This window comes from Micromonospora sp. WMMD1076, from assembly GCF_029581475.1.
GTDB lineage: Bacteria > Actinomycetota > Actinomycetes > Mycobacteriales > Micromonosporaceae > Micromonospora > Micromonospora aurantiaca.
Genome location: NZ_CP120862.1, coordinates 3,640,091 through 3,662,626, shown reverse-complemented (window position 1 = coordinate 3,662,626; position 22,536 = coordinate 3,640,091). Strand labels below are relative to the sequence as shown.

Here is a 22,536-nt window from a genome sequence, read left to right as displayed (position 1 = left end):
GTCAATCGCTTACCTTCCCGTCAGAACCAGCCCTCCCGCATGTCCAGCGTGGTCCGGTCCAGCCCTTCCAGCAGGTCGAACTGGGCCCCCACCTTCGGCAACTCCCACCGGTAGAAGTACCTCGCCGCCTGCCTCTTCCCCGCCAGGAACTCCCCCTCGGCCCCGTCCGGCGACCCCAGCGCCTCCACCACCAGCACCTGCTCCAGCCACATCCACGCGATCACCACGTGCCCGACCGCCTCCAGGTACACCGACGCGTTCGCCAGCGCCAGCTCCGGATCACCAGGAGCCCACAACCGCCGCGTCACCACGGCGATCCGGTCCACCGCCGCGCCGAGCTGACCGGCCAGCTCGGAGGCGGACCCCTCCGCCTTCCACGCCCGGGTCACGGTGCCGCGGATGGTCTCCAGCAGCAGCTCCAGCGCTGCGCCGTCGCGCATGGTGACCTTGCGGCCGAGCAGGTCCAGCGCCTGGATGCCGTGGGTGCCCTCGTGGATGGCGTTGAGCCGGTTGTCCCGCCAGTGCTGCTCGACGTCGTAGTCGCGGGTGTAGCCGTACCCGCCGTGCACCTGGATGGCCAGGTCGTTGGCGGCCAGGCACCACTGCGCCGGCCAGCTCTTGGTGATCGGGGTGAGCAGGTCCAGCAACAGCTGTGCCCGGTCGCGGTCGGCCTCGGCGGGTGCGGTCTTCTGCTCGTCGAGCAGCCGTCCGCAGTAGAGCACCAGCGCGAGCGCGCCCTCCACGTAGCTCTTCTGCGCCAGCAGCATCCGGCGTACGTCGCTGTGGGCCACGATCGGCACCTGCGGCGTGGTCGGGTCCTTGTCGGCGACCGGGCGGCCCTGCGGGCGTTGCCGGGCGTACGCGACGGACTTCAGGTACGCGGTGTAGCCGAGCGCCGTGGCGCCGGCCCCGATGCCGATGCGCGCCTCGTTCATCATGTGGAACATCACCGCGAGCCCCTGGTGCGGCTGCCCCACCAGGTAGCCGACCGCCCCGGCCCGCCCGTACGGCCGGTGCACGCCCTCGCCGAAGTTCAGCAGCGTGTTGGTGGTGCCCCGGTAGCCGAGCTTGTGGTTGAGGCCGACCAGCACCACGTCGTTGCGCGGCCCGAGGTTGCCGCCGTCGTCGAGCAGCACCTTCGGCACGATGAACAGCGACAGCCCCTTCACGCCGGGCGGCGCGCCGGGAATGCGGGCGAGGACCAGGTGGACGATGTTCTCGGCCAGTTCGTGGTCGCCGCCGGAGATCCACATCTTGGTGCCGACGATCCGGTACGTGCCGTCGTCCTGCGGCTCCGCCCGCGTGGTGAGGTCGGCCAGCGAGCTGCCGGCCTGCGGCTCGGACAGGCACATGGTGCCGAAGAACCGTCCCTCGACCATCGGGCGTACCCAGGTGTCGATCTGCTCGGCGCTGCCGTGGGCGAGCAGCAGGTTGGCGTTGCCGAGGGTGAGCATCGGGTACGCCGACGTGCCCACGTTGGCGGCCTGGAACCAGGCGAAGGCGGCGGCGGCCACGGTGTGCGGCAGTTGCAGGCCGCCGACCGACTCGTCCATGGTGGCGGCGAGCAGCCCGGTCTCGGCGAACGCCTCCAGGGCGGCCTTCACCTGCGGGATGGTCCGCACGCGCTGCCCGTCGAACGCGGGTTCGCCGGTGTCGGCGGCCCGGTTGTGCGGGGCGAACCGTTCGGCGGCGACCCGGGCGGCGAGGTCCAGCACCTCGTCTACGGTCTCCCGGGAGTGCTCGGCGTAGCGGGGCCGTTCGGTCAGCCGGGTCACGTCAAGCCAGTCGTGCAGCAGGAACGCGAGGTCACGGCGGGACAGCAGCAGATCGGACGAGGACAACGTGGACTCCTTCCGGTCAGCCGCGGCGCAACCCGGCGACGGCCTCCCGCAGGTCATCCTGACCGATCGGAGCCGGTGGCGCACCCTCCGCCGCCTCCCGGAGCGCCTTGGCGAGTTGCACCCGGCGTAGCGCCTCCCGCAGGTCCGCGCCGGTCAGCCCGGCCGTGTCGGCGGCGAGCGCGGCCGGGTCGAGGTCGTCGGCGAACATCCGGAAACCCGGCCGTTCGTGCCGGTCGATCAGCTCGCGGACCATCTTGGTGAGGATCTCCGCGCGTCCGGCTTCGTCGGGTGCCGGAATGGCGATCTTCAGGTCGAAGCGGCCGGAGCGGATCAGCGAGGCGTCCACGCGCTGCGGGAAGTTGGTGGTGGCCACCACGATGACGTCGGGGTTCTCCTCGAACAGCGTGTTCATCTCCTGCTTGAAGATGCCCGCGACCGCGTTGACGGCCTGGCTGGCCGCGTCGCCGCCCGCCCCGGCGTAGCTGATGATCGAGTCGAACTCGTCGAACAGCATCACCGTGGGCCGCCGGTAGCGGCGTGCCTCCCGGAAGATGCGCTTGATGTTGCGTTCCGAGCCGCCGAGGTACTTGTCCAGGATCTCCGGGGTACGGATCTCCACGAAGTCCGCGCCGACCTCGTTCGCCAGCGCCCGGGCCAGCATCGTCTTGCCGGTGCCGGGCGGCCCGTACATCAGGATGCCCTGCGGCCGGCGCGCACCCCACCGGGCCATCGCCTGCGGGTGCCGGAACGACACCGCCACCTCGCGGAACCGCGCGACCACGTCGGGCAGGCCGCCGACCTGGTCGAGGGTCACCGCCACGCTGCGCGGCCCGGCCGCCGCGACCGGTCGCCGCCCCACGAGGTACGTCCGCCCGCGCAGCACCGTCGGCTCCTCGCTGTCGCCGGACAGCTCGCGTACGGCCTGGAGCAGCAGGCCCAGCATGGCCCGCAGGTGCGCCGGATCCACGTCGGCGCTCGGCACGTCGACGCGGATGCGTACCGTGCCGTTGTCCTGGTCGACGCGGGGCCGCAGCCCCGCCTCCTCGGCGGCGCGCAGCACCTCCCGGCCGGCCGGGTCGCGCGGCGGCCCGACGAGCGTGGCGACCGGCCGCGGCCAGATCCGCCGCCCGGCCTCCGCGGCGATCCGGCCCACAGCGGCGGCCGGGCCGTCGCCCCCGCGGGCGGCCAGCCGCTCGGCGAGCAGCAGGCCGACCGGCCCGGCCAGCCCGAGGGCGATCAGGCCCGCCGGTGCGGCCTCCACCCGGAGGTACGCCTCGAAGCGGTGCACCGGCGGCTCGGCGGCGGTGTCGGCGCGCACGGTGCAGCGGACCTCCCGCAGCGGGGCGGGGAAGTCGCCGCCGGACAGCAGGTCCACCGGCCCGTCGGTGGCGGCGGCGAGCAGCCCGGCCGCGTCGGTGATGCGCACCTCGGCGCCGAGCAGCGGCACCGTCTCCTCGTCCGGCCGTACCTCGGTCATCGGCAGCCCTCTCCTCGCGGCGGCGTCCGCTTCCCTCGCGTGGCGTCCGCCTCCGAGTCTGGCACCGGCCCGGCCGGGCGGCCACCGCTGCGCCGCCGCCGCTGACCTGGCCGCCGCCCGTCCAGCCGCTGTTCAGCCGGGCACCGCTCAACCGCCCGCTGCTCGCCCCGGCCGCTACTCGCCCGGCCGTCGCTCAGCTCGCCTCGGCGAGCAGGCCGTCGACCAGGTCGCGGGGCAGCCCGTGGGTGTCGTGCAGCCAGTGGTAGTCGCGTTCGGTCAGCGGCCCGCGCTCCCGTACCCGGTCCACGAGCGGCCGTCCGCGTCGCAGCAGTCCACGGAAGCGGCGTTCCTCGTCCACCAGCGTCGCGTGCAGCGAGCCGACGTCGACCGGCCGCGTGCTCGGATCGGGCAGCTGGCGGAAGCGGCGCAGCGTGTCCGCGTACACCTGGGATGGCAGGTCGTCCAGGGTGCGCGCCGGGTCGTCGCGCCACAGCACTGTGAGTGCGCGGCGCAGCAGCCGTCGCAGCACGTACCCGCGGCCGGTGTTGCCGGGGCGTACCCCGTCACCGAGCACGACCACAGCGGACCGCAGGTGGTCGGAGACCACGCGCAGGTCCTCACCGCGCTGGTCCCATCGCTCCCCCACCTCGTCCACCCACCGGCGCAGCCCGTCGCCGGTGAACACGGACCGGTCGCCGCGCAGCACCATCTCCAGCCGTTCCAGGCCCATGCCGGTGTCGATGCTGGAGTGCGGCAGCGGCGTGAGCCGGCCGTCGGGGTGCCTGTGGTAGCGCATCTGCACGTGGTTCCACACCTCCACCCAGCGCGCGTCGGTGCTCGGTGTGCCGGTGGGCGGGCCGTCGCCGGTCCAGACGAAGATCTCCGAGTCCGGTCCGCAGGGGCCGGTCGGGCCGTTGGACCACCAGTTGTCCTCGCCCAGCGCCTCCACCGGCACGCCGAGCGCGGTCCAGGTGTCTCGCGCGGTGTCGTCCGGGCCGAGCCGGTCGTCGCCGCCGAACACCGTCGCGTGCAGTTTCCCCGCCGGGATGCCGAAGCCGTCGGTGAGCAGGTCGAAGCCCCAGCGCAGGCTGGTCACGATGTCGTAGTCGCCGAGCGACCACGAGCCGAGCATCTGGAACACGGTCAGGTGGGTGCTGTCGCCCACCTCGTCCAGGTCCGTGGTGCGCAGGCACCGCTGCGCGTTCGCCAGTCGCCGTCCGCCCGGGTGCGGGCGCCCCAGCAGGTACGGCGTGAGCGGGTGCATGCCGGACGTGGTGAACAGCACCGGGTCGCCGGGCGGCGGAATGAGCGAACTCTCCGGCGCACGCCGGTGGTCGTGCCGGTGGTAGTGGTCGAGGAACGTCCGGGTGATGTCGTCGGGTGTCATGGCGGGTGCCTTCCGGGTACGGGTGACCGGACGGCCCGCCGCGCGCGTTTCACGGCGTCGACACGACGACGCCGGCGGACCGTTTCCGGTCGCCGGCGTGGGTGTGGGGCAGGTCAGGCGGCGGCAACCGGCGAGCGGGAAGCTCGCGCGGCTGCGGCGGTGAGGGTGCGCCTGCTCTGCATACCGCCACGGTAGCCCGGTCCGCCTGTCCCCGCCCACCGCATTTCCCGCGCGCTCCCGCGCAAGATCGACACCACTCCCCCGAGATGGCGGGGTCACCGGCGCTCGGATGCCGTCACTTCGGCGAGATGGAGTTGACCATGCTCCCCAAGGCGCGGCGGCGGGCGTCAGCGGGCGGGGGTGAGCAGGCGGCGGTAGAGGGCGGTCAGGCGCTCGGCCTGTGCCTCCCACGTCCATTCCTGGAGCGGGGAGTCCTCGCCCTCGTAGGCGGCGCGGTAGCGCGGCGGGTCGGCGAGCACCGCCCGGACCGCGCGGGCCAGGTCGGCGGCGTCGCGGGCCCGGAACACCTCGCCCTGCCCGGTGGCCCGGACCGTCTCGGCCATGGTCCGGACGTCGCTGACCACGATCGGCAGCCGCGCGTGTGCGTACTCGAAGAACTTCGTGATCAGCGCGATCTCGTGGTTGGGCCAGTGGTGCAGCGGGATCAGCCCGACGTCGGCGGTGGCGAGGAACGCGACGAGTTGCCGGTGCGGCACGTACGGCAGCACGTGCACCCGGTCGGCCACCCCGTGCCGGGCGGCGCGGGCGACGACCTGGCGGACGTAGGCGGCGTCCGGGTCGGCGACGACGAGCGCCAGGTGTACGCCGGGCAGCAGCGGCAACGCCTCGACCACCGTGTCCACGCCGCGCTGGGCGGCCATCGCCCCGCTGTACACCAGCAGCGGCGTCTCGGCGGCCACGCCGCAACGCTGCCGCAGGTCGGGGGCGGACGCGTCGGAGGCGGCGGTGACCGGGGCGTTCAGGACCACTGTCGGGCGTTCGGGCAGGTCGTGGTCGCGTACCAGCAGGTCGGCGAGCGTGTCGGAGACGGTGACCACCGCGTCGGCGGCACCGGCGTACTCGCGGACGTAGCCGAGGTGCGCGGGCAGCCAGCGGGCGTTGTCGCGGCGGGGCCGCGCGCCCGGCAGCCACTCGTGCGCGTCCCAGACCAGCTTCACGTCGCGCCCGGCCGCGCGGGCACGGTCCACGGCGCGGGCGGCCACGCCCAGCATCCGGAAGTCGTGCGCGTGGATCAGGTCGGGACGCAGCTCGTCGACGACCGGACCGGCCGCCCGTTCGTAGTCCCAGAGCCCCGGCTCCAGCCGCCGCCAGGCCCCGTCGCGCAGCCGGGCCCGCCAGTAGCGGACCTGGGCGTGCTCGATCGGCCGGCGTGCCAGCCGGGCCGCGCGCAGCGGCAGTCCGCCCCGGGCCACCAGCCGCGCCCGCAGCCCGGACAGGCCGCGCAGGCCGGGGCCGTCGGGCGAGCCGGACTCACGGCCCGGTGCGGAGACATCGCTGCCCCCGGGACCGGAGATTGCGAGGACACCGGAGCCGGCGACACCGTCGCCCGTGCCAGCGAGGACGGTCGGTGCGGTAACGGGCGGGAGGGCGCAAGCCGCGGCGAGCGGCAGGACGCGTGCCTCGGCGTCGCCGAGCCGCCAGCGGCGTTCGGCGCCGACGTGGGCGCAGCCGATCAGCGTGACGTCCCAGCCCGCGTCGGCGGCCGAGCGGGCCGCCTTTTGCACCCGCGAGTCACCCTCGACCGCGTTGTCGACGAGCATGACCACGCGCCGGCCGAACCGCGTCGTGTCGTCGCGCCGCATCGGCGATCCACCCTTCACCCGTACGCCCGGACGGGCGCGAGTGTACGGGGGCGCGGGACCGTCCCGACGGCCGCGAAACCGGCTCTGAGCTGCGGTGACGCCGAATGTGCGGCAGATGGTCAGGTGCCGGCCGGTGGACGTTCACCGGCCGTGCACCGAACGGGCGGGTCAGGCCGTGCCGGGGGAGACCAGCGGGGCCGGGGCGATCGGCTCCCGGCTGTCCTTGCGGTTGGGCAGCGACAGGCGGATGACCTTCCACCACGCGGAGGCGACCTGCTTGGGCAGCGGACCAGTGGTGTAGTGCAGGCCGTACCTGTCGAACAGCGCCCGCACCTGCGGGGCGATCTCCTGGTAGCGGTTGCTGGGCAGGTCGGGGAACAGGTGGTGCTCGATCTGGTACGACAGGTTGCCGGTCATGATGTGCAGCAGCCGGCTGCCGCTGATGTTGGCCGAGCCGAGCATCTGCCGCAGGTACCACTCGCCGCGGGTCTCGCCGTCGATGGAGGTCTTCTCGAACGTCTCCACGCCGTTGGGGAAGTGCCCGCACATGATCACGGAGTGGCTCCACACGTTGCGCAGCAGGTTCGCGGTGAACGTGGCGGCGAGCGTGGACAGGAACGACGGCCCGGACAGCAGCGGGTGCACCACGTAGTCCTTGAGCACCTGGCGGCGGATCTTGCGTCCGACGGCCCTGGCCTTGGCGCGGAACTTGGGGTCCTTGAGCCTGCGCTGCTTGAGGTGGTCGCCCAGCTCCATGTCGTACGCGGCGATGCCGTACTCGAAGAACGCGGCGTTGAGCAGGTTCCAGAGCGGCTGGCCGAGGTGCATCGGGTGCCAGGGCTGGTCCTCGTCGACGCGCATGATGCCGTACCCGAGGTCGTTGTCCTTGCCGACCACGTTGGTGTACCTGTGGTGCAGCTCGTTGTGCGACTGCTTCCACTGGTCGGCCGGCGAGACGTGGTCCCACTCCCAGGTGGTGGAGTGGATCTTCGGGTCGCGCATCCAGTCCCACTGGCCGTGCAGGACGTTGTGCCCGATCTCCATGTTCTCCAGGATCTTGGCGACCGTGAGCCCGGCCGTGCCGACGATCCAGGCCGGCGGGAACAGCGAGAACAGCAGCACCGCACGGCTGCTCATCTCCAGTGTCCGCTGGGTCTTGACCACCTTGCGGATGTAGCGGGCGTCCCGCTCCCCCCGGTCGGCGAGGACCCGGTCCCGGATCGCGTCCAGTTCCTTGCCGATGATCTCGATGTCCTCGGCGCTCAGGTGGGCGATCGGGTTGACGGCCTTCTTCTGGATGACGGTCACGTGGGTGGCTCCTGTCAGATATCGATGTCGCAGGTACCGGCGGCGGCCGACACGCACGTCTGGACCAGCACGCCGTCCCCCGGTACGGCAGTGGTGACGTCGCCGTTGCGCAGGTCGCGGACAGCTCCCTGGCGCAGCGGTACGACGCAGCCGAAGCAGATGCCCATCCGGCATCCGGAGGGCATCAGCACTCCGGCGTTCTCCCCCGCGTCGAGCAGTGTGGTGGCGCCGTCGGACTCGACTGTCACGCCCGCCCCGGTGAAGGTCACGGTGCCTCCCTCGCCCGGCGTGATCACCGTCGGGCGGAACCGCTCGGTGTGCAACCGCTCGACGAGACCGTTCGAGGACCAGTACCCCTCGACCGCGTCGAGCATGCCGATCGGTCCGCAGGCCCACGCCTCCCGGTCGAGGTGGTCGGGCACCAGCCCGGCCAGCTCGGCGACGTCGAGCAGCCCGTCGGTGTCGGTGTGCCGCTCGACCAGACGCAGCGCGCCACGGTCGGCGAGCGCGCGCAGCTCCGTACCGAAGATGACGTCGTCGCGGGTGGGCGCGGAGTGCACGAGCACCACGTCGGCCCGGTCGGCCAGCCCGGAGCGCAGCATCCCCATGACCGGTGTGATGCCGCTGCCGGCGGTGAGGAACAGGACGCGCTCGGGCGTCGCGGCGGGCAGCACGAACTCGCCCTGGGCCTGGTCGAGGTGCACGATCGTGCCGGGCCGCAGCCGGCGTACGAGATGGTTGCTGACCTTGCCGTCCGGGATGGCCTTCACGGTGACGGAGATCCGGCCGTCCGCGGCGTCCGGCGGCGAGGTGAGCGAGTACGCGCGCCACTGCCGCACCCCGTCGACGTCCACGCCGAGGCGGATGTATTGCCCGGGCGTGTGGCCCTGCCAGGCGCGGCCGGGTTGGATCACCAGCGTGGCCGCGTCCCGGGTCTCCGGGCGTACCGCGACGATCTTACCGCGCAGCGGGGCGCCCGCGCGCAGCGGCGCGATCAGGTCGAGATAGTCGTCCGGCAGCACCGGCGTGGTGACCGTTCCGGCCAGCCGCAGCAGCCTGTCCCGGAAGGTGACCTTCTGAGGGCGCCGGGAGGCAGTTGTGGTCATATGACCAGCGTGACCGCACGATCGCATAACATCTTGACCGACGAAGGTGAAACGGTCGCGGGTTTTTGTTCGGAGGGAACAACATGACGCTGGAGGCCGGCACGGGGCAGCGCGCCGCGCACCTCAACCTCGACGCCGGCATGGCCGAGACGCTGCGCGCCCGGCTGCCGATGGTCGCCGAGCGGACCGTCTCCGCGATCACCGCCGAGGTGCCTGACTACTCCGGCGCGCTCACCGGCGCCATGCGGGCGAAGATCGAGAACGCGGTACGCATCGCGCTGGGAACGTTCCTCCAGCTCATCGAGGGTACCCAGGCGTTCGACCCGAGCACTCCCCTGGCCCCGGCGCTGGAGGCGGCGTACGCGCTGGGCAGCGGCGAGGCCCGCTCGGGGCGCAGCATGGACGCGCTGCTGGCGGCGTACCGGGTCGGCGCCCGGGTGGCCTGGCGTGAGGTGTCGACCACGACGGTACGCAGCGGGCTGGCCGCCGAGACGGTGGCCGAGTTCGCCGAGCTGATGTTCGCCTACATCGACGAGCTGTCCGCGGCGAGCGTGGCCGGGCACGCCGACGAGCTGGCCAGCGCCGGCCGGATGCGCCGTCGCAGCCTGGAACGGCTCACCCAGCAGTTGCTGGCGGGCGAGCCGGAGGAGTCGTTGCGGCGCAGTGCGGAGCGCGCCGACTGGCCGCCGCCGCAGACCCTGACAGTGGTGCTGCTGTCCCGCCGGCACCTGCGCGCGGTGCTGGCGCTGCTCAGCCCGTACACGCTGGAGAGCGGCGAGGACCTGCCCGGCATGAACCCGGTCGAGGAGCTGGCCGTACTGCTGGTGCCGGACATGCACGGCGGCCGGCGCCGCCAGCTCACCCGGCTGCTGCACGGGCACCGGGCGGTGCTCGGCCCGGCCCGGCCCTGGCACCGGGTCGCCGCGTCGTACCAGCGGGCCACCCGGGCGCTCGCGCTGGGCCTCGGCGAGCCGGACGCCGGGCCGGTCGACACCGAGCGTCACCTGGCGACGCTGCTGCTCAGCATGGACGCGGAAGCCCTGGCCGACCTGCGCGCGCAGGCGCTCGCGCCGCTGGCCGCGCTGCCCCCGGCCACCGCGCACCGGCTGGCCGAGACGCTGCGGTCGTGGCTACTGCACCAGGGACGCCGCGACGACGTGGCGGCCGACCTGTTCGTGCACCCGCAGACCGTCCGCTACCGGATGGGCAAGCTGCGCGAGCTGTTCGGCGACCGGCTGCACGACCCCGCCACGGTCCTCGACCTCACCATCGCCCTGGCCGTACCTCCGGAGCCGGACGACGCCTGACGCCGCGCCGGGGCGCACGGCCCGGTACGGCCGGGACCTCCGGCCCTGTCCGCCCGCGACGGCGGCGGGCAGGGTCGGAAGGGGACGAGCAACCAGGAGGGCCGCCATGAACAGCTCATCGACCCGCATCGACCAGGACTCGAGGGTACGGGTGCTGGAGGCGGCCGCCCGGCAGTCCCTGCACGCCCCGTCGGTGTTCAACACCCAGCCCTGGCGCTGGCGGGTCACCGGCGACGCGCTGGAACTGCGTGCCGACGCGGACCGGCAGCTCGTCCACACCGACCCGGACGGCCGGCTGCTCATGCTGAGCTGCGGCGCCGCCCTGCACCACGCGCGCGTGTCGCTGACGGCGCTCGGCTGGGCGGTCACCGTGGAGCGGCTGCCCGACCCGGGCGACCCGTCGCTGCTCGCCCGGGTGCGTACCACCGGCCCGGCCGACCTGGACGTCCCGGCGGGTCGCCTGGTCGACGCCATTCCGCGCCGCCGCACCGACCGCCGGGCGTACGGGGACCGGCCGGTCCCGGAGGCGGTGCTGGCCCGGCTCGGGGACGCCGTCGAGGCCGAGGGCGCGCACCTGCACGTGGTACGGCCGGACCAGATGCCGATGCTCGCCGTCTCCACCGGTCGCGCCGCCGACGCGGAGCTGGCCGACCCCGCGTACCGGGAGGAGCTGCACCGCTGGACCCACCGGCCGGCGGACAGCGGCGACGGGGTGCCCGCCGCCACCACCGTGCGGCCGTCCCCGCGCCGGGTGCCGCTGCGCGACTACACCCCCGGCGAGGCGGCCGGGCTCACCGCGGGCACTGAGTTCGACCGGGGCGCGGCGTATCTGATCCTGTTCGGCGGGTCCGACGAGCCGGCGGCCTGGCTGCGCGGCGGCGAGGCGCTGTCGGCGCTGCTGCTCAGCGCCACCGCCGAGGGTCTGGCCAGCGCGCCGCTCAGCGACGCCGTGGAGCTGGCCTGGCCGCGCCGGATGATGCGCGACCTGCTCGCCGGCATCGGCGACCCGTACCTGGTGGTGCGCGTGGGCTGGGGTCCGGACGCGGAGCTGCCGCCCGCGCCGCGCCGCGCGCCCGCCGACGTCATCGAGGTGGTGGACCCGCCGCGGCGGTCGTCGTAGCCTCGACGAGTGTGGGATCTGGACCCGGCCGCCGCGTTCGTGGTCTTCGGCGACCAGGACTCCGGATGCGTCTCCTACGGCGTGGAGTCGGCGGGCCGGCGCTGGTTCGTCAAGCGGGCCGAGAGTCGCCGACCCGCGCGTTGGGCCTGCACGCCGCGGTCCGGCACCCGGCAGTGGTCCGGCCCGAGCTGGTACGGGACGGCACCGACGGACCGACGCTGGTGTACCCGTGGTGCGACGGCGTCGTGCTCAACCACGCCACCGTCGGCGGCCGCAGTGACCGGAGCGGCCTGGACCGCTTCCAGCGGCTGCCGGTCGCCGAGGTACGGGACGAGTACCGGCCGGGGCCGTTCGTGCTCGACTCCGACCGGCTGCCCGGCTCCCGTCACTACCTGTCGCCCGAGGAGCTGACCCGGGGCGCGTCGGGGCACCCCCGGCGGCGGGTCGAACGCGGCGTGGCGACGCCGGGGTGCGGCGGTAGGAAGCACCGGCGCAGGCCGACGGATCAGCGGGACGGCAGCGACAATTCCGCATAGTCCACTGTCGGCACGGGCCGGCGCCGAACATATTCACGCCCATCTGTTGACGAGTACGGGATCGACGACAATCATTACTCTCACTGGATCGACGTACCACGAATGTCGGATCTGGTGGCATTTCTTACCCCTCGACGGGGATCGCGCCGGGACTGCGATTCCGCCGGGCACCATGCCCGGCGCACGCCCGGCCAATCCTATCGAGTGAATAGGAATTGTCGCCGCTCGCCCGAGGAGTCCGCCGGTGGACGGGAACAACGACGCTCCCGCACCGAGCCCGCCGAGGCCGGTGCAGAACGGCTCTGAGCTGCCCGAACATCTCGCCCTGCACGGCGGACAGCCGGTGCGGCGCACGCCCTGGCCGACGTACGACAAGGGCGCCGTGTTCGTGCACACCGAGGACGAGGACGCGGCTATTCGCGCCGTCCGCAGTCACCTCTACTTCCGATACGACCATCGGCCGCCTAACGAAACCGAATGCGGGCGGTTCGAGGACGAGCTGTGTCGCTATTTCGGCACCCGGCACGCGCTGGCCGTTTCCAGCGGGACCGCCGCGCTGGCGCTCGCCCTGATGGGCGCCGGAGTGCCACCGGGGTCATTGGTGGCCTGCCCCGGATTCACTTTCGTCGCCACCCCCAGCGCCATTGTCCTGGCCGGCTGCCGGCCATTCCTGGTCGAGGTGGACGACGACCTGCGGATGGACCTCGACGACCTGCGCCGCCGCTGGCGCCCCGAGATCCGCGCCGTCATGGTCGTGCACATGCGCGGCTTCGCCGCCGACGTCGAGGCGCTGTCCGCGTTCGCCGCCGAGATGGGCGTGCCCCTCATCGAGGACGCGGTGCCCGCGCTCGGCGCCGAACTCAACGGCCGCAAGCTCGGCACGTTCGGGGCCGCCGGGGCGTTCAGCACCCAGTCCGACAAGGCGCTCAACTGCGGCGAGGGCGGCTTCCTGATCACCGACGACAGCACGCTGTTCGCGCGGGCGGTGGCGCTGTCCGGGGCGTACGAGGGGCGGCTGCGGCGGCACTTCCCGCACGGCGAGCCGCCGCTGACCGGCCTGGACCTGCCGCTGCTGAGCCTGCGGATGGACGAGATCCGGGCGGCCCTGCTGCGCGCCGAGCTGACCCGGCTGCCACAGCGGCTGGCGCTGTTCCACCGCAACTACGCGCACGTCAGCGCCGCCCTGGCCGGACTGCCCGGGATCGCGGTGCGGCGGCCGGTCGCGCCCGGGGCGTACCTCGGGGAGGCGTTCGTGTTCCGCGTACCCGGCGGCGACGCGGGCTGGTTCGCCCGCGCGCTGCGGGCCGAGGGGATCGACGCCCGCAACATCGGCGCGGACGACGACCTCAACGTGCGGGCGTTCTGGAACTGGCGGTTCCTGTACGACAGCGCCGACCCGGGCGAGATCCGCGCGACGCTGCCGCGCACCGCGCGCCTGCTGACCGAGACCGTCGACGTGCCGCTGTCGTCGAACCTCACGCCCGGGGACTGCGACGACCTGGTCCGCGCGGTCCGCAAGGTGGCCGCCGCCCGTGAGACCGCCCTGGTCGGGTCGTGACCGGCGCGCAGACCCCCGCCCGGCCCCTGCCCCGGCTAGCGCTGGCCGGGCTGCTCGGCGGGCTGTTCACCGGCTACCTCGGACTGACAGCGGTGATCCCGGTGCTGCCCGGCTTCCTGCGCGAACGGCACGACGCCGGTGACCTGACAGTCGGCGTGGTGGTCACGGTGACCGCGGTGACCGCGCTGCTGGTCCGGCCGGTCGCGGGCGCGCTCGCCGACCGGCACGGCCATCGGACGGTGATGCTGGCCGGGGCGCTCGTGGTGGCCGGAGGCGGCCTGCTCTACCTGGCCCCGCTGGGCGTGCCCGCGCTGGTGGCGGTCCGGCTGCTGCTCGGCGCCGGTGAGGCGGCACTGTTCACCGCCGGTGCGGTGTGGATCGTGCACCTCGCCCCGCACGAGCGGCGCGGCCAGCTCATCGGCCTGTACGGGGTGAGCATGTGGGGCGGCATCTCCGCCGGCACGTTCCTCGGCGCGACAGTGCAGCAGGCCGGCTATCAGGCGGTGTGGCTGCTCAGCGCGGTCGCCCCGGCGGTCGGCGCGGCGCTCGTCGCGCTGGTGCCCGCGCCGGCGCGTACCGCACCCGCTGCCAAGGGCGCCGGGCTGCTGCTGCGCCCGGCGCTGCTGCCCGGCATCGCACTCACCTTCGGCGCCGCCGGGTACGCGGGCCTGGCCGCGTTCGTCGTGCTGCACCTGGACGCCCGGGGCATCGGCCACGGCGTGGTGGTGCTGAGCTGCTTCAGTGCCGTGTACGCCGGCACCCGCCTGGTCATCGGGCACCTGCCGGACCGGCTCGGCCCGCGCCGGGTGGCCACCTGGTGCGGGGTGGGCGAGGCGGTCGGGCTGCTGGTCATCGCCGTCGCGCCGAACCTGCCGGTGGCGGTCGCCGGCAGCGTGGTGATGGGCGTCGGGTTCTCCCTGCTGCACCCGTCGCTGGCGCTGATGGTGATGAACCGCACCGACCCGGCGCGGCAGGGCGCGGCGATCGGGGCGTACACCTCGTTCTGGGATCTGGGCCTGGCGGTGTGGGGGCCGGCGATCGGTCTGGTCGCGGCCGGTCTCGGCTATCCGGCGGTGTTCGTCGCGGGCGCGGCCGGCGCGGCCGTCGCCGCCGCGATGGCGCTGCGCATCGGCCGGGTCGCCCCCGCGCCGGCTCCGGCGGAGGTACGCGCGGCATGAGCGCACCGGTGACCGTCCTGAGCGTCAACGGCTGGTGCCGTAACGGCAGCACCATCATCGGCAACGTCCTCGGCGAGGCGCCCGGCGTGGTGCACGTCGGTGAGCTGCACTTCCTGTGGAAGAACTCGACCGGGCGCGGAGTGAACGACAGGTGCGGGTGCGGCGCCGCGCTGACCGCGTGTCCGCTGTGGTCGGCGGTGCTGCCGGTCTGCCGCCCGGCCGGGATGCCGGCGGACGCGCACGCCGCCGAGGTGATCCGGCGGCAACGGGCCCGGCTGCGGACCCGGCACACGTGGCGGGTGCTGCGCCGGGGCGCGTACGACGCGGACACCCGGGCGCACGCCGACCTGCTCGGCGCGGTCTACCGGGAGGTGGCCGCGCGCACCGGTGCCCGCGTGATCGTGGACAGCACCAAGATCCCCGGCGAGTCGGCGTTGCTGCCGCACGTGCCGGGTGTCGAGGCGTACTGGCTGCACCTGGTGCGCGACCCGCGTGCGGTGGCGCACTCGTGGCGGGAGCCGAAGGAGTACGTCTACGCGATGTCGGCGGCGCGCAGCACCGCGTACTGGCACGGGTTCAACCTCGCGTCGGCGGCGATCAACAGGCGTTATCCGGACCGGTCGGCGTTCCTGCGCTACGAGGACTTCACCGCCGACCCGGCCGGGACGATCGGCGCCCTGCTGCGGCTGGTCGGCGTCGACCCGGCGGTCAACCCGGTGCGGAACCGGAGCGTCGAGCTGCGCGGCAACCACACGGTCACCGGCAACCCGGACCGGTTCCGGACCGGCCCGACCGTCATCCGGGACCGCGACGACGGGTGGCGGCGCACGCTCACCGGCCGGCAGCGGCTCGCGGTGGCGGCGTTGGCCTGGCCGCTGTCCACCCGGTACGGCTACCGGTCCGGCGGGTCGGACGGCGACCCGGCGTACCCCGGCGCGGCGGCCCGCGTCGGCGAGACGGAGAGGTGAGGACGTGGATCTGGGGCTCAAGGGCCGGGTGGCGCTCGTCGCCGGCGGCACCAGCGGCATCGGGCTGGCCTGTGCGCGGGAGTTCGCCGCGGAGGGCGCGCACGTGGCGGTCTGCGGGCGTGATCCGCAGCGGCTGGCCGCCGCCGAGCGGGAGCTGACGGCGATGGCCTCCGGCCGGGTCAGCGCGACCGGCGTGGACCTCACCGACACCGAGGCCGCCGCCCGCTGGGTGGACCGGGTCGCCGACGAGCTGGGCGGCGTGGACGTGCTGCTGGTCAGCGGCGGCAGCCCGCCGGTGGGCACCGCCACCGGCTTCGGCGTGGACGACTACCGGGCGGCCGTGGACCGGGTGCTGCTGCCGGCGGTCGCGGTGTCGATGGCCGCGCTGCCGCACATGCGCGCGGCGGGCTGGGGCCGGCTGCTGCTGGTGGCCTCCGAGACCGCCTGCGTGCCGATCGGCCCGCTCGTGCTGTCCGGGGTGACCCGGGCGGCGCTGGTCCGCTTCGCCCAGGGCCTCGCCGTCGACGTGGGCCGCGACGGCATCACCGTGAACGTGCTCGCGCCCGGCGGGGTGCGGACGCCGCCGATGGAACGCGCCGCGGCCCGGCTCGCGGGCGCGGACGGCGACGTCGAGGCGCGGCTGGCCGCGATGGGCCACCACAGCGCCGCCGGGCGGCTGGCCCGGCCCGAGGAGGTCGCCGCGGTGGCCGCGTTCCTGGCCGGCGAGCGCGCGTCGTACGTGACCGCCGGGGTGCACCTGATCGACGGCGGCGCCGCCGCCACCGGACCCGACCTGCCCCACCTCACCGGCGTCCGCAAGGACACCTACGCCTGACCCACCGACCGCCGCACGAGGGAGTGCCCATGTCCACGACCAGCCGGTTCACCGAGCGGGACGTCTCCGAGTTCTTCGACCAGACCACGCAGACGTACCTCAGCTTCTGGGACAGCGAGGGCGTGCTGCATACCGGCTACTTCGCCGGGGAGGACGACAGCGACTACCACGCGGCGGCCGACCGGACCTCCGACATCCTGGCCGCGGACGCCGGGATCGACGCGTCGTCGAACGTGCTCGACGTGGGCTGCGGCTGCGGCAACTTCCTGCTGCGCCTGGCCGAACGCACCGGATGCCGGGGCGAGGGGCTGGACCTGAGCATCGAGCGGGTGCGCTTCGCCGAGCAGCGGCGCGCCGAGCGGGGCGCCTCGCTTCCCGTGTCGTTCCGGCACGGCTCGGCCACCGCCCTGCCGTACGACGACGGCACGTTCACGCACGTGGTCAGCCAGGACGCGCTGTTCCTGGTGCCGGACAAGGCGCGCAGCCACGCCGAGATGTTCCGGGTGCTCGCCCCCGGCGGGGTGCTCGCGGTGTCCGACTTCCTCCAGCCCACCGAGCGGATCGGCGAGGCGGCCCGCAGGCACGTCTACGACCGGGTGCGCTGGAACGACGGCTACTCGCTCGACGGCTACCGCCGGGCGCTGACCGAGGCCGGGTTCGTGGACGTCGTCGCGCGCAGTCTCGACGCGCACATCAGGCAGACGTACCGGGTGCTGGGCCGCACCGCCCGGGAGCGCGCGGAGACGACGGCGGACGAGGCGGCGCGGACCTGGATCCTCGGCTTCGCCGCCTCGTGCGACGAGATCCAGGCGGCGATCGACAGGGGCGAGTTCGGCTGGGGCATGTTCGTCGCCCGTAAGCCGGCCTGAGGGAGGGACAGCAGATGTCGCAGCGCACCGACACCGTGAAGCGGACGATCGCCGAGGTGGTCGCCGAGCGGAGGACGCAGATGTCGCCCGGCGCGACGTTCGTCGAGGCGTTCGCCAAGGACGGCTTCGACACCAGCGTCGACTACGACGTGACGATCACCGACTCGCTGACCAGTTCCCGGCGCAAGCCCCGCTACCCGTCGCGGAACATGCTCAAGGTGGTGGACCTGTCCCGGGATCCGCAGGACTACTACTGGCACGAGAGCCCGCCCCGCCCGGACGACCCGGCGGTGGACGGCGCGGACCTGCGCCGGGAGGCGGCCAACCACTTCCACCGCTCCCCCATCCCGCCGCTGCTCACCACCACCGCGTGGGTGCAGGTGCCGGACACGTTGTGGGAGGACCCGGTCAGCTTCGCCCAGTTCATCGACTACCGGCTGGTGGTGCGGCTGGCCACGGCCGAGAACCACACCATCCTGCGCGGCGAGGGCGGGCTGCTGACCATGCCGGACCTGGGCCGGCTCACCGACCCGGGACCGTTCGCGTCCACCGTCCTGGCCGCGTGCAACGAGGTCGAGCAGATGGGCAGCACCGCCGACGGGCTGATCATCAACCCGGCCGACTACTACCGGCTGCTGGGTAGCGGCTCGCTGATGCGGGACGTGGAGGACAACGGCGTGTTCATCGTGCGTACCCGGCTGGTCGACCCGGGCACCGCGATCGTCGGGGACTTCGGCCACGGCGCGCTGCTGTTCGACGCCGGCCGGTCCACCATCGCGTTCGCCGAGCCGCCGCCGGGCACGTTCGCCGGACCCGGTGTGGCGCTGCGCGCCGAGATCTGGGAGCGGGTCGTGGTGAACCTGCCCACCTGCTTCTTCGTCGTGACGCTCTGACCGGCGGCGACTGATGACGACGCCGGGCCGTACCGACCCCGACGTGCTGGTGGTCGGCGCGGGCGTGGTGGGCCTGTGCTGCGCCTGGTTCCTGCGCCGCACCGGGCTCAGCGTGACGGTGGTGGACCGGGGCGAGGTCGGCGACCCGGCGGCCTGCTCGGCCGGGAACACCGGTTTCGTCGGCACCCAGGGCTCGGCGCCGCTGGCCGAGCCGGGGGTGCCGGCCACCGGGATCCGCTGGCTGTTCAGCCCGGAGAGCCCGTTCGCGGTCCGGCCCCGGCTCGACGGCGCGCTGCTGGCCTGGCTGTGGCACTTCCGCCGGCACTGCACCGAACGGCACGCCCGCGCCGGGTTCGAGACGCTGCTCGCGCTCAAGCAGCGCAGCCTCGCGCTGCTGCGCGAGATGTGCGCCGAGGACGAGCTGGCCGGAACGCTCACCGAACGCGGCATGATCCTGGCCTGCCACACCGAGCAGGGGTACGCGAAGGCGCGCCGGACGATCCCGGCGGCGACCGCGCGTGGCGTGCCGCTACGCGAGCTGGACCGGGCCGAACTGGTCCGGCTGGAACCCGGCGTCGACTTCGCGGTGGCCGGGACGCTGCTCAACGAGGAGGGGGCCGCGCTGCGCATCCCGGCGTTCCTGGTCGCGCTCGCGGCGGCGCTGCGGGCGCGGGGCGTGGACGTCGTCACCGGCGCGGAGGTACGCGACTTCGAGGTGACCGGGCGGCGGGTGCGCGCGGTGCGCACCACCAGGGGCGAGCTGCGCCCGGCCGAGGTGGTGATCGCCGCCGGGGTGTGGTCGGCGGCCTGCGCCCGGATGCTCGGCGTCGGGCTGACGCTGCAACCGGCGAAGGGCTACACCGTCACGCTGCCCGCCGGGCCGGGCACGCCCACCCGGCCGGTGCTGCTCAGCGAGGGCAAGGTCGCGGTGATGCCGCTGGGTGACCGGGTACGCGTCGGCGGCACGCTGGAACTGTCCGGGCTGGACACGTCGGTCTCGCCGCGCCGCGTCGACGGGATCCTGCACACCGCGCGGCGGTACCTGCCGGCGCTGGACACCGGTCGCCGCCTGGACGTGTGGAGCGGCCTGCGGCCGTGCACCCCGGACAGCCTGCCGCTGATCGGGCGGGCCGGCGGCTACGACAACGTCAGCGTGGCCACCGGGCACGGCCACATCGGTATGGGCCTGGCCCCGGCCGGTGGGAAACTGCTCGCCCAGCTCGTCTCCGGCGCCGAGCCGGACCTGCCGCTGGAGACGTTCGCGGTGGACCGCTTCCAGAGGGGGATCTCGTGAGCGACCGGCCGGAGATCGGCGTGCTCTGCCTCGACACCAGCTTCGACAAGATCCCCGGGCACATCCGCAACCCGGACACGTTCGACTTCCCGGTGCGCTACCGGGTGGTGGAGGGCGCCACGCCGCGGCGGCTGGTCCGCGAGGCCGACCCGACGCTGCTGCGACCGTTCGTCGACGCGGCCCGCGACCTGGAGGCCGCCGGGGTCGCCGGGATCACCGGGGCGTGCGGGTTCCTCGTGCTGTTCCAGGCCGAACTCGCCGCCGCCGTGCGCGTGCCGCTGTGGTCGTCGAGCCTGGTGCAACTGCCGATGGTGCACCGGATGGTCGGGCGTCCGGTCGGGCTGCTGGTCGCCGACGAGGCCGCGCTGACCCCGCGCCACCTGGCCGCGATCGGCGCCGCCGACGTCCCGGTGGCGGTCACCGGCATGGCCGGGCAGCCGGAGTTCCGCGAGGTGATGCTGGAGGGGCGGCGCGACGCCCTCGACGTCGGGCGGCTGGCTGCCGAGGTGGACCAGCGGGTCGACGCGCTGGCCGACGCCCACCCGGATCTGGGGGCGCTGGTCGTCGAGTGCACCGACCTGGTGCCGTTCGCCCACCGGATCCAGGCGCGACTGGGCGTGCCGGTGTTCGACATCGTCACGCTGACCACGATGGCGTACGCGAGCCTCACCCGGCGGCCGTACCGTCCCGGTGGGTGACCGCGGGGAAAGCGGCCAGCGAGCGCGCCGTCCCGCCCGGGCTCGCCGGCCGGGCGGGACGTGCCGCGGTCAGACCGGCGGGATGCCGGAGCGGCCGATGTCCGACATGTCGTCGCCGATCTCGGTCCGGGTGCGGGCCACCGGCCCGGCGCCGGCCTCGGTCCGGTCCTCGACGCAGGCGTCGCCCAGCCCGTGCATCAGCTCGCCGACGACGGCGAGCGCCGAGCCCTTGTCCGGGCAGGGCTCCCCGGTGGCGAGCACCTGACCGTCGTCGCCGACGACGGTGAATCCCACAGTGCCGTCGCCCTCGCTCTCGATGACGAACTTCACAGTGCTCCTCCCGACCCGCTCAGCTCACGCCGTGCGTCTGCAACCACAGCTCCAGCAGGCCCAGTTGCCACAGCTTGTTGCTGCCGGCGGCGGCCTGGGCCCGGTCCGGCTCGGCCAGCAGCTCGTCGACGTACGCCCGGCGGAACAGCCCGCGCCGGCGCGCCTCGGGCGCACCCAGCGCCTCGACCACCAACTCTCGCACGGGACCGTCGACGTTGCGCAGCGCCGGCACCGGGAAGTAGCCCTTCGGCCGGTCGATGACCTCGGCCGGCAGCACCTCGCGGGCCACCTCCTTGAGCACACCCTTGCCGCCCTGCGCCAGCTTGTGCTCGGGCGGGCACGCCGCGGCGAGCGTGACCAGGTCCTGGTCGAGGAAGGGCGTGCGCACCTCCAGCCCCCACGCCATGCTCATGCTGTCCACCCGCTTGACCGGGTCGTCGGGCAGCATCAGGTGCGTGTCCAGGCGCAGCACCGCGTCCACGGCGGTCTGCGCTCCGGGCGCGGCCAGGTCCGCGGCGACCAGCTCGCCGGAGGCGTCGCCGTCGCAGGCGTACGCCGCTTCGACCACCTCGTTCAGCTCGGCGTGGTCGCGGTCGAAGAACGCGGCGGTGAACTCGGCCGCCGCGTGCTCGCGGGGCGAGCGGGCCAACCGGTGGTGGTAGCCGTAGCCGGCGAACACCTCGTCGGCGCCCTGGCCGGACTGCGCCACCTTCACGTGCCGGGCGACCTGCTCGGAGAGCAGGTGGAACGCCACCACGTCGTGGCTGCCCATCGGTTCGGTCATGGCCGCCACTGTGGCGCGTACGGCCGGGCCGAGATCGCCGTCGGCGAGCCGGATACGGTGGTGGTCGGTGCCGAACGTGCGGGCCACCAGGTCGGAGTAGTGGAACTCGTCGCCGGTCTCGTCGCCGCGGCTGTCGAAGCCGATGCTGAACGTCTGGAGGTGGTGCTGTCCGGCGCCGTCGAGCAGCGCCACGATCATGCTGGAGTCGAGCCCGCCGGAGAGCAGCACCCCGACCGGCACGTCCGCGACCAGCCGGCGGCGTACGGCGGTGCGCAGCGCGTCCCCGACGGCGGCCCGCCAGTCGGCGGCGTCCATGCCCTCGTGGGCCGGGTCGCGCCGGTAGTCGGGCCGCCAGTAGACGCGCTCCCGGCTGCGCCCGTCGGCCTCGATCACCCGGACGGTGGCCGGGGGCAGCTTGCGAATCCCGCGCAGGATCGTGCGCGGCGCCGGCACGATCGAGTGCCAGGACAGGTAGTGGTGCAGCGCGACCGGATCGATGCCGGTGTCGACGTCACCGCCGGCCAGCAGCGCCGGCAGCGTGGAGGCGAACCGGAGCCGGCCGGGCGACTCGGCGAGGTAGAGCGGTTTGATGCCGAGCCGGTCGCGGGCCAGCACGAGGCGGCGCCGCCGCCGGTCCACCAGCGCGACCGCGAACATGCCGACCAGGTGGTCGACGAACCGCTCCCCCCACTGCGCGTACGCCACCATGATCACCTCGGTGTCGCTGGTGCTGTGGAAGGTGTGCCCGGCCGCGCGCAGTTCGTCGCGCAGCTCCGGGTAGTTGTAGACGCAGCCGTTGAAGACCAGGGCCAGGCCGAGGTCGTCGCGGACCATCGGCTGGGCGCCGGCCTCGGACAGGTCGATCACCGTCAACCGGCGGTGCCCGAGGGTGATCCAGCCGTCACTCCACGTACCCTCGCCGTCCGGGCCGCGTGAGCGCATGGCGGCGGTCATCCGGGTCACCGCGGCGGCGTCGGGGGCGGCCCCGTCGAATCTGGCCTCACCGCTGATCCCGCACATCTCAGCGTCCACCGGTCGGTCGAGGAGCACCCACCACGCCAACCTCCCGCCACGTCGTCTCCCGGGCGGTCCGCCGGGTACGGCGACTACCCGGCCTGTGGCGAAGGAAACCCGGATGGGCTGTTGGCGAGCCGGGCACGGCGAGCCGTCGTACGGTGGCGGTACGGGCCATGTCCCCGGGCGGTCCGGCCACGGGACGTGGCC

Annotated in this window: 19 protein-coding genes; 11 read left to right on the top strand and 8 right to left on the bottom strand. The window is 74.0% G+C overall.

Annotated elements, in window-relative coordinates:
- Positions 1–20 precede the first annotated feature (20 nt).
- From O7622_RS17330 to O7622_RS17305, 6 genes are all read right to left on the bottom strand, one after another.
- Entirely contained in the window at positions 21–1,841 is a 1,821-nt protein-coding gene (locus tag O7622_RS17330) for an acyl-CoA dehydrogenase (RefSeq protein WP_282309207.1), read from the bottom strand.
- Between the two features lie 16 nt (positions 1,842–1,857).
- Positions 1,858–3,318 carry an ATP-binding protein gene (locus tag O7622_RS17325; protein ID WP_282309206.1) on the bottom strand — a complete coding sequence of 487 codons (1,461 nt, stop codon included), beginning with the start codon at positions 3,316–3,318 and terminating at the stop codon, positions 1,858–1,860.
- 193 nt (positions 3,319–3,511) lie between these two features.
- On the bottom strand, positions 3,512–4,705 hold the full coding sequence (locus O7622_RS17320; protein WP_282309205.1) for an alanine--tRNA ligase-related protein: 1,194 nt from the start codon (positions 4,703–4,705) through the stop codon (positions 3,512–3,514).
- Between the two features lie 347 nt (positions 4,706–5,052).
- Positions 5,053–6,528, bottom strand: coding sequence for a glycosyltransferase family 4 protein (locus O7622_RS17315; protein WP_282309204.1), 1,476 nt, complete (start codon positions 6,526–6,528; stop codon positions 5,053–5,055).
- Between the two features lie 168 nt (positions 6,529–6,696).
- Positions 6,697–7,836: an acyl-CoA desaturase gene (locus O7622_RS17310; RefSeq protein ID WP_282309203.1), complete on the bottom strand. Its 1,140-nt coding sequence runs from the start codon at positions 7,834–7,836 to the stop codon at positions 6,697–6,699.
- Between the two features lie 14 nt (positions 7,837–7,850).
- A complete protein-coding gene (locus O7622_RS17305) occupies positions 7,851–8,942 on the bottom strand; it encodes a ferredoxin reductase (RefSeq protein WP_114920191.1) in 1,092 nt (363 codons plus the stop codon).
- An 83-nt stretch (positions 8,943–9,025) separates the two neighbouring features.
- On the opposite strand from O7622_RS17305, the gene O7622_RS17300 reads away from it, so the two are divergent.
- From O7622_RS17300 to O7622_RS17250, 11 genes are all read left to right on the top strand, one after another.
- The gene (locus tag O7622_RS17300; RefSeq protein WP_282309202.1) at positions 9,026–10,249 is read left to right on the top strand and encodes a helix-turn-helix domain-containing protein; all 1,224 of its coding nucleotides are present in this window, start codon (positions 9,026–9,028) and stop codon (positions 10,247–10,249) included.
- A gap of 106 nt (positions 10,250–10,355) precedes the next feature.
- Complete coding sequence (locus tag O7622_RS17295; RefSeq protein ID WP_282309201.1) at positions 10,356–11,369, top strand: nitroreductase; 1,014 nt, start codon at positions 10,356–10,358, stop codon at positions 11,367–11,369.
- A 140-nt stretch (positions 11,370–11,509) separates the two neighbouring features.
- Positions 11,510–11,905, top strand: coding sequence for a hypothetical protein (locus tag O7622_RS17290; protein ID WP_282309200.1), 396 nt, complete (start codon positions 11,510–11,512; stop codon positions 11,903–11,905).
- A 244-nt stretch (positions 11,906–12,149) separates the two neighbouring features.
- Positions 12,150–13,463: an aminotransferase class I/II-fold pyridoxal phosphate-dependent enzyme gene (locus O7622_RS17285; protein WP_282309199.1), complete on the top strand. Its 1,314-nt coding sequence runs from the start codon at positions 12,150–12,152 to the stop codon at positions 13,461–13,463.
- Positions 13,460–14,641, top strand: coding sequence for an MFS transporter (locus tag O7622_RS17280; RefSeq protein WP_282309198.1), 1,182 nt, complete (start codon positions 13,460–13,462; stop codon positions 14,639–14,641). The genes O7622_RS17285 and O7622_RS17280 overlap by 4 nt, the downstream gene beginning before the upstream one ends.
- Positions 14,638–15,609 carry a sulfotransferase gene (locus O7622_RS17275; protein WP_282309197.1) on the top strand — a complete coding sequence of 324 codons (972 nt, stop codon included), beginning with the start codon at positions 14,638–14,640 and terminating at the stop codon, positions 15,607–15,609. Before O7622_RS17280 ends, O7622_RS17275 begins: the two co-directional genes overlap by 4 nt.
- A 4-nt stretch (positions 15,610–15,613) precedes the next feature.
- On the top strand, positions 15,614–16,444 hold the full coding sequence (locus O7622_RS17270; RefSeq protein ID WP_282309196.1) for an SDR family oxidoreductase: 831 nt from the start codon (positions 15,614–15,616) through the stop codon (positions 16,442–16,444).
- Between the two features lie 29 nt (positions 16,445–16,473).
- Entirely contained in the window at positions 16,474–17,313 is an 840-nt protein-coding gene (locus O7622_RS17265) for a class I SAM-dependent methyltransferase (RefSeq protein ID WP_282309195.1), read from the top strand.
- A gap of 14 nt (positions 17,314–17,327) precedes the next feature.
- The gene (locus O7622_RS17260) at positions 17,328–18,206 is read left to right on the top strand and encodes a family 3 encapsulin nanocompartment shell protein (protein WP_282309193.1); all 879 of its coding nucleotides are present in this window, start codon (positions 17,328–17,330) and stop codon (positions 18,204–18,206) included.
- A gap of 13 nt (positions 18,207–18,219) precedes the next feature.
- Positions 18,220–19,500, top strand: a complete 1,281-nt coding sequence (locus O7622_RS17255; RefSeq protein ID WP_282309192.1) for an FAD-dependent oxidoreductase — start codon at positions 18,220–18,222, stop codon at positions 19,498–19,500.
- Positions 19,497–20,198, top strand: coding sequence for an aspartate/glutamate racemase family protein (locus O7622_RS17250; RefSeq protein WP_282309191.1), 702 nt, complete (start codon positions 19,497–19,499; stop codon positions 20,196–20,198). The genes O7622_RS17255 and O7622_RS17250 overlap by 4 nt, the downstream gene beginning before the upstream one ends.
- Before the next feature lie 69 nt (positions 20,199–20,267).
- Here O7622_RS17250 and O7622_RS17245 read toward each other — a convergent pair whose 3' ends face one another.
- Both O7622_RS17245 and O7622_RS17240 read right to left on the bottom strand, forming a co-directional pair.
- Complete coding sequence (locus tag O7622_RS17245) at positions 20,268–20,528, bottom strand: hypothetical protein (protein ID WP_282309190.1); 261 nt, start codon at positions 20,526–20,528, stop codon at positions 20,268–20,270.
- A 19-nt stretch (positions 20,529–20,547) separates the two neighbouring features.
- The gene (locus tag O7622_RS17240; protein WP_282314165.1) at positions 20,548–22,332 is read right to left on the bottom strand and encodes an N-acetylglutaminylglutamine amidotransferase; all 1,785 of its coding nucleotides are present in this window, start codon (positions 22,330–22,332) and stop codon (positions 20,548–20,550) included.
- Positions 22,333–22,536 lie beyond the last annotated feature (204 nt).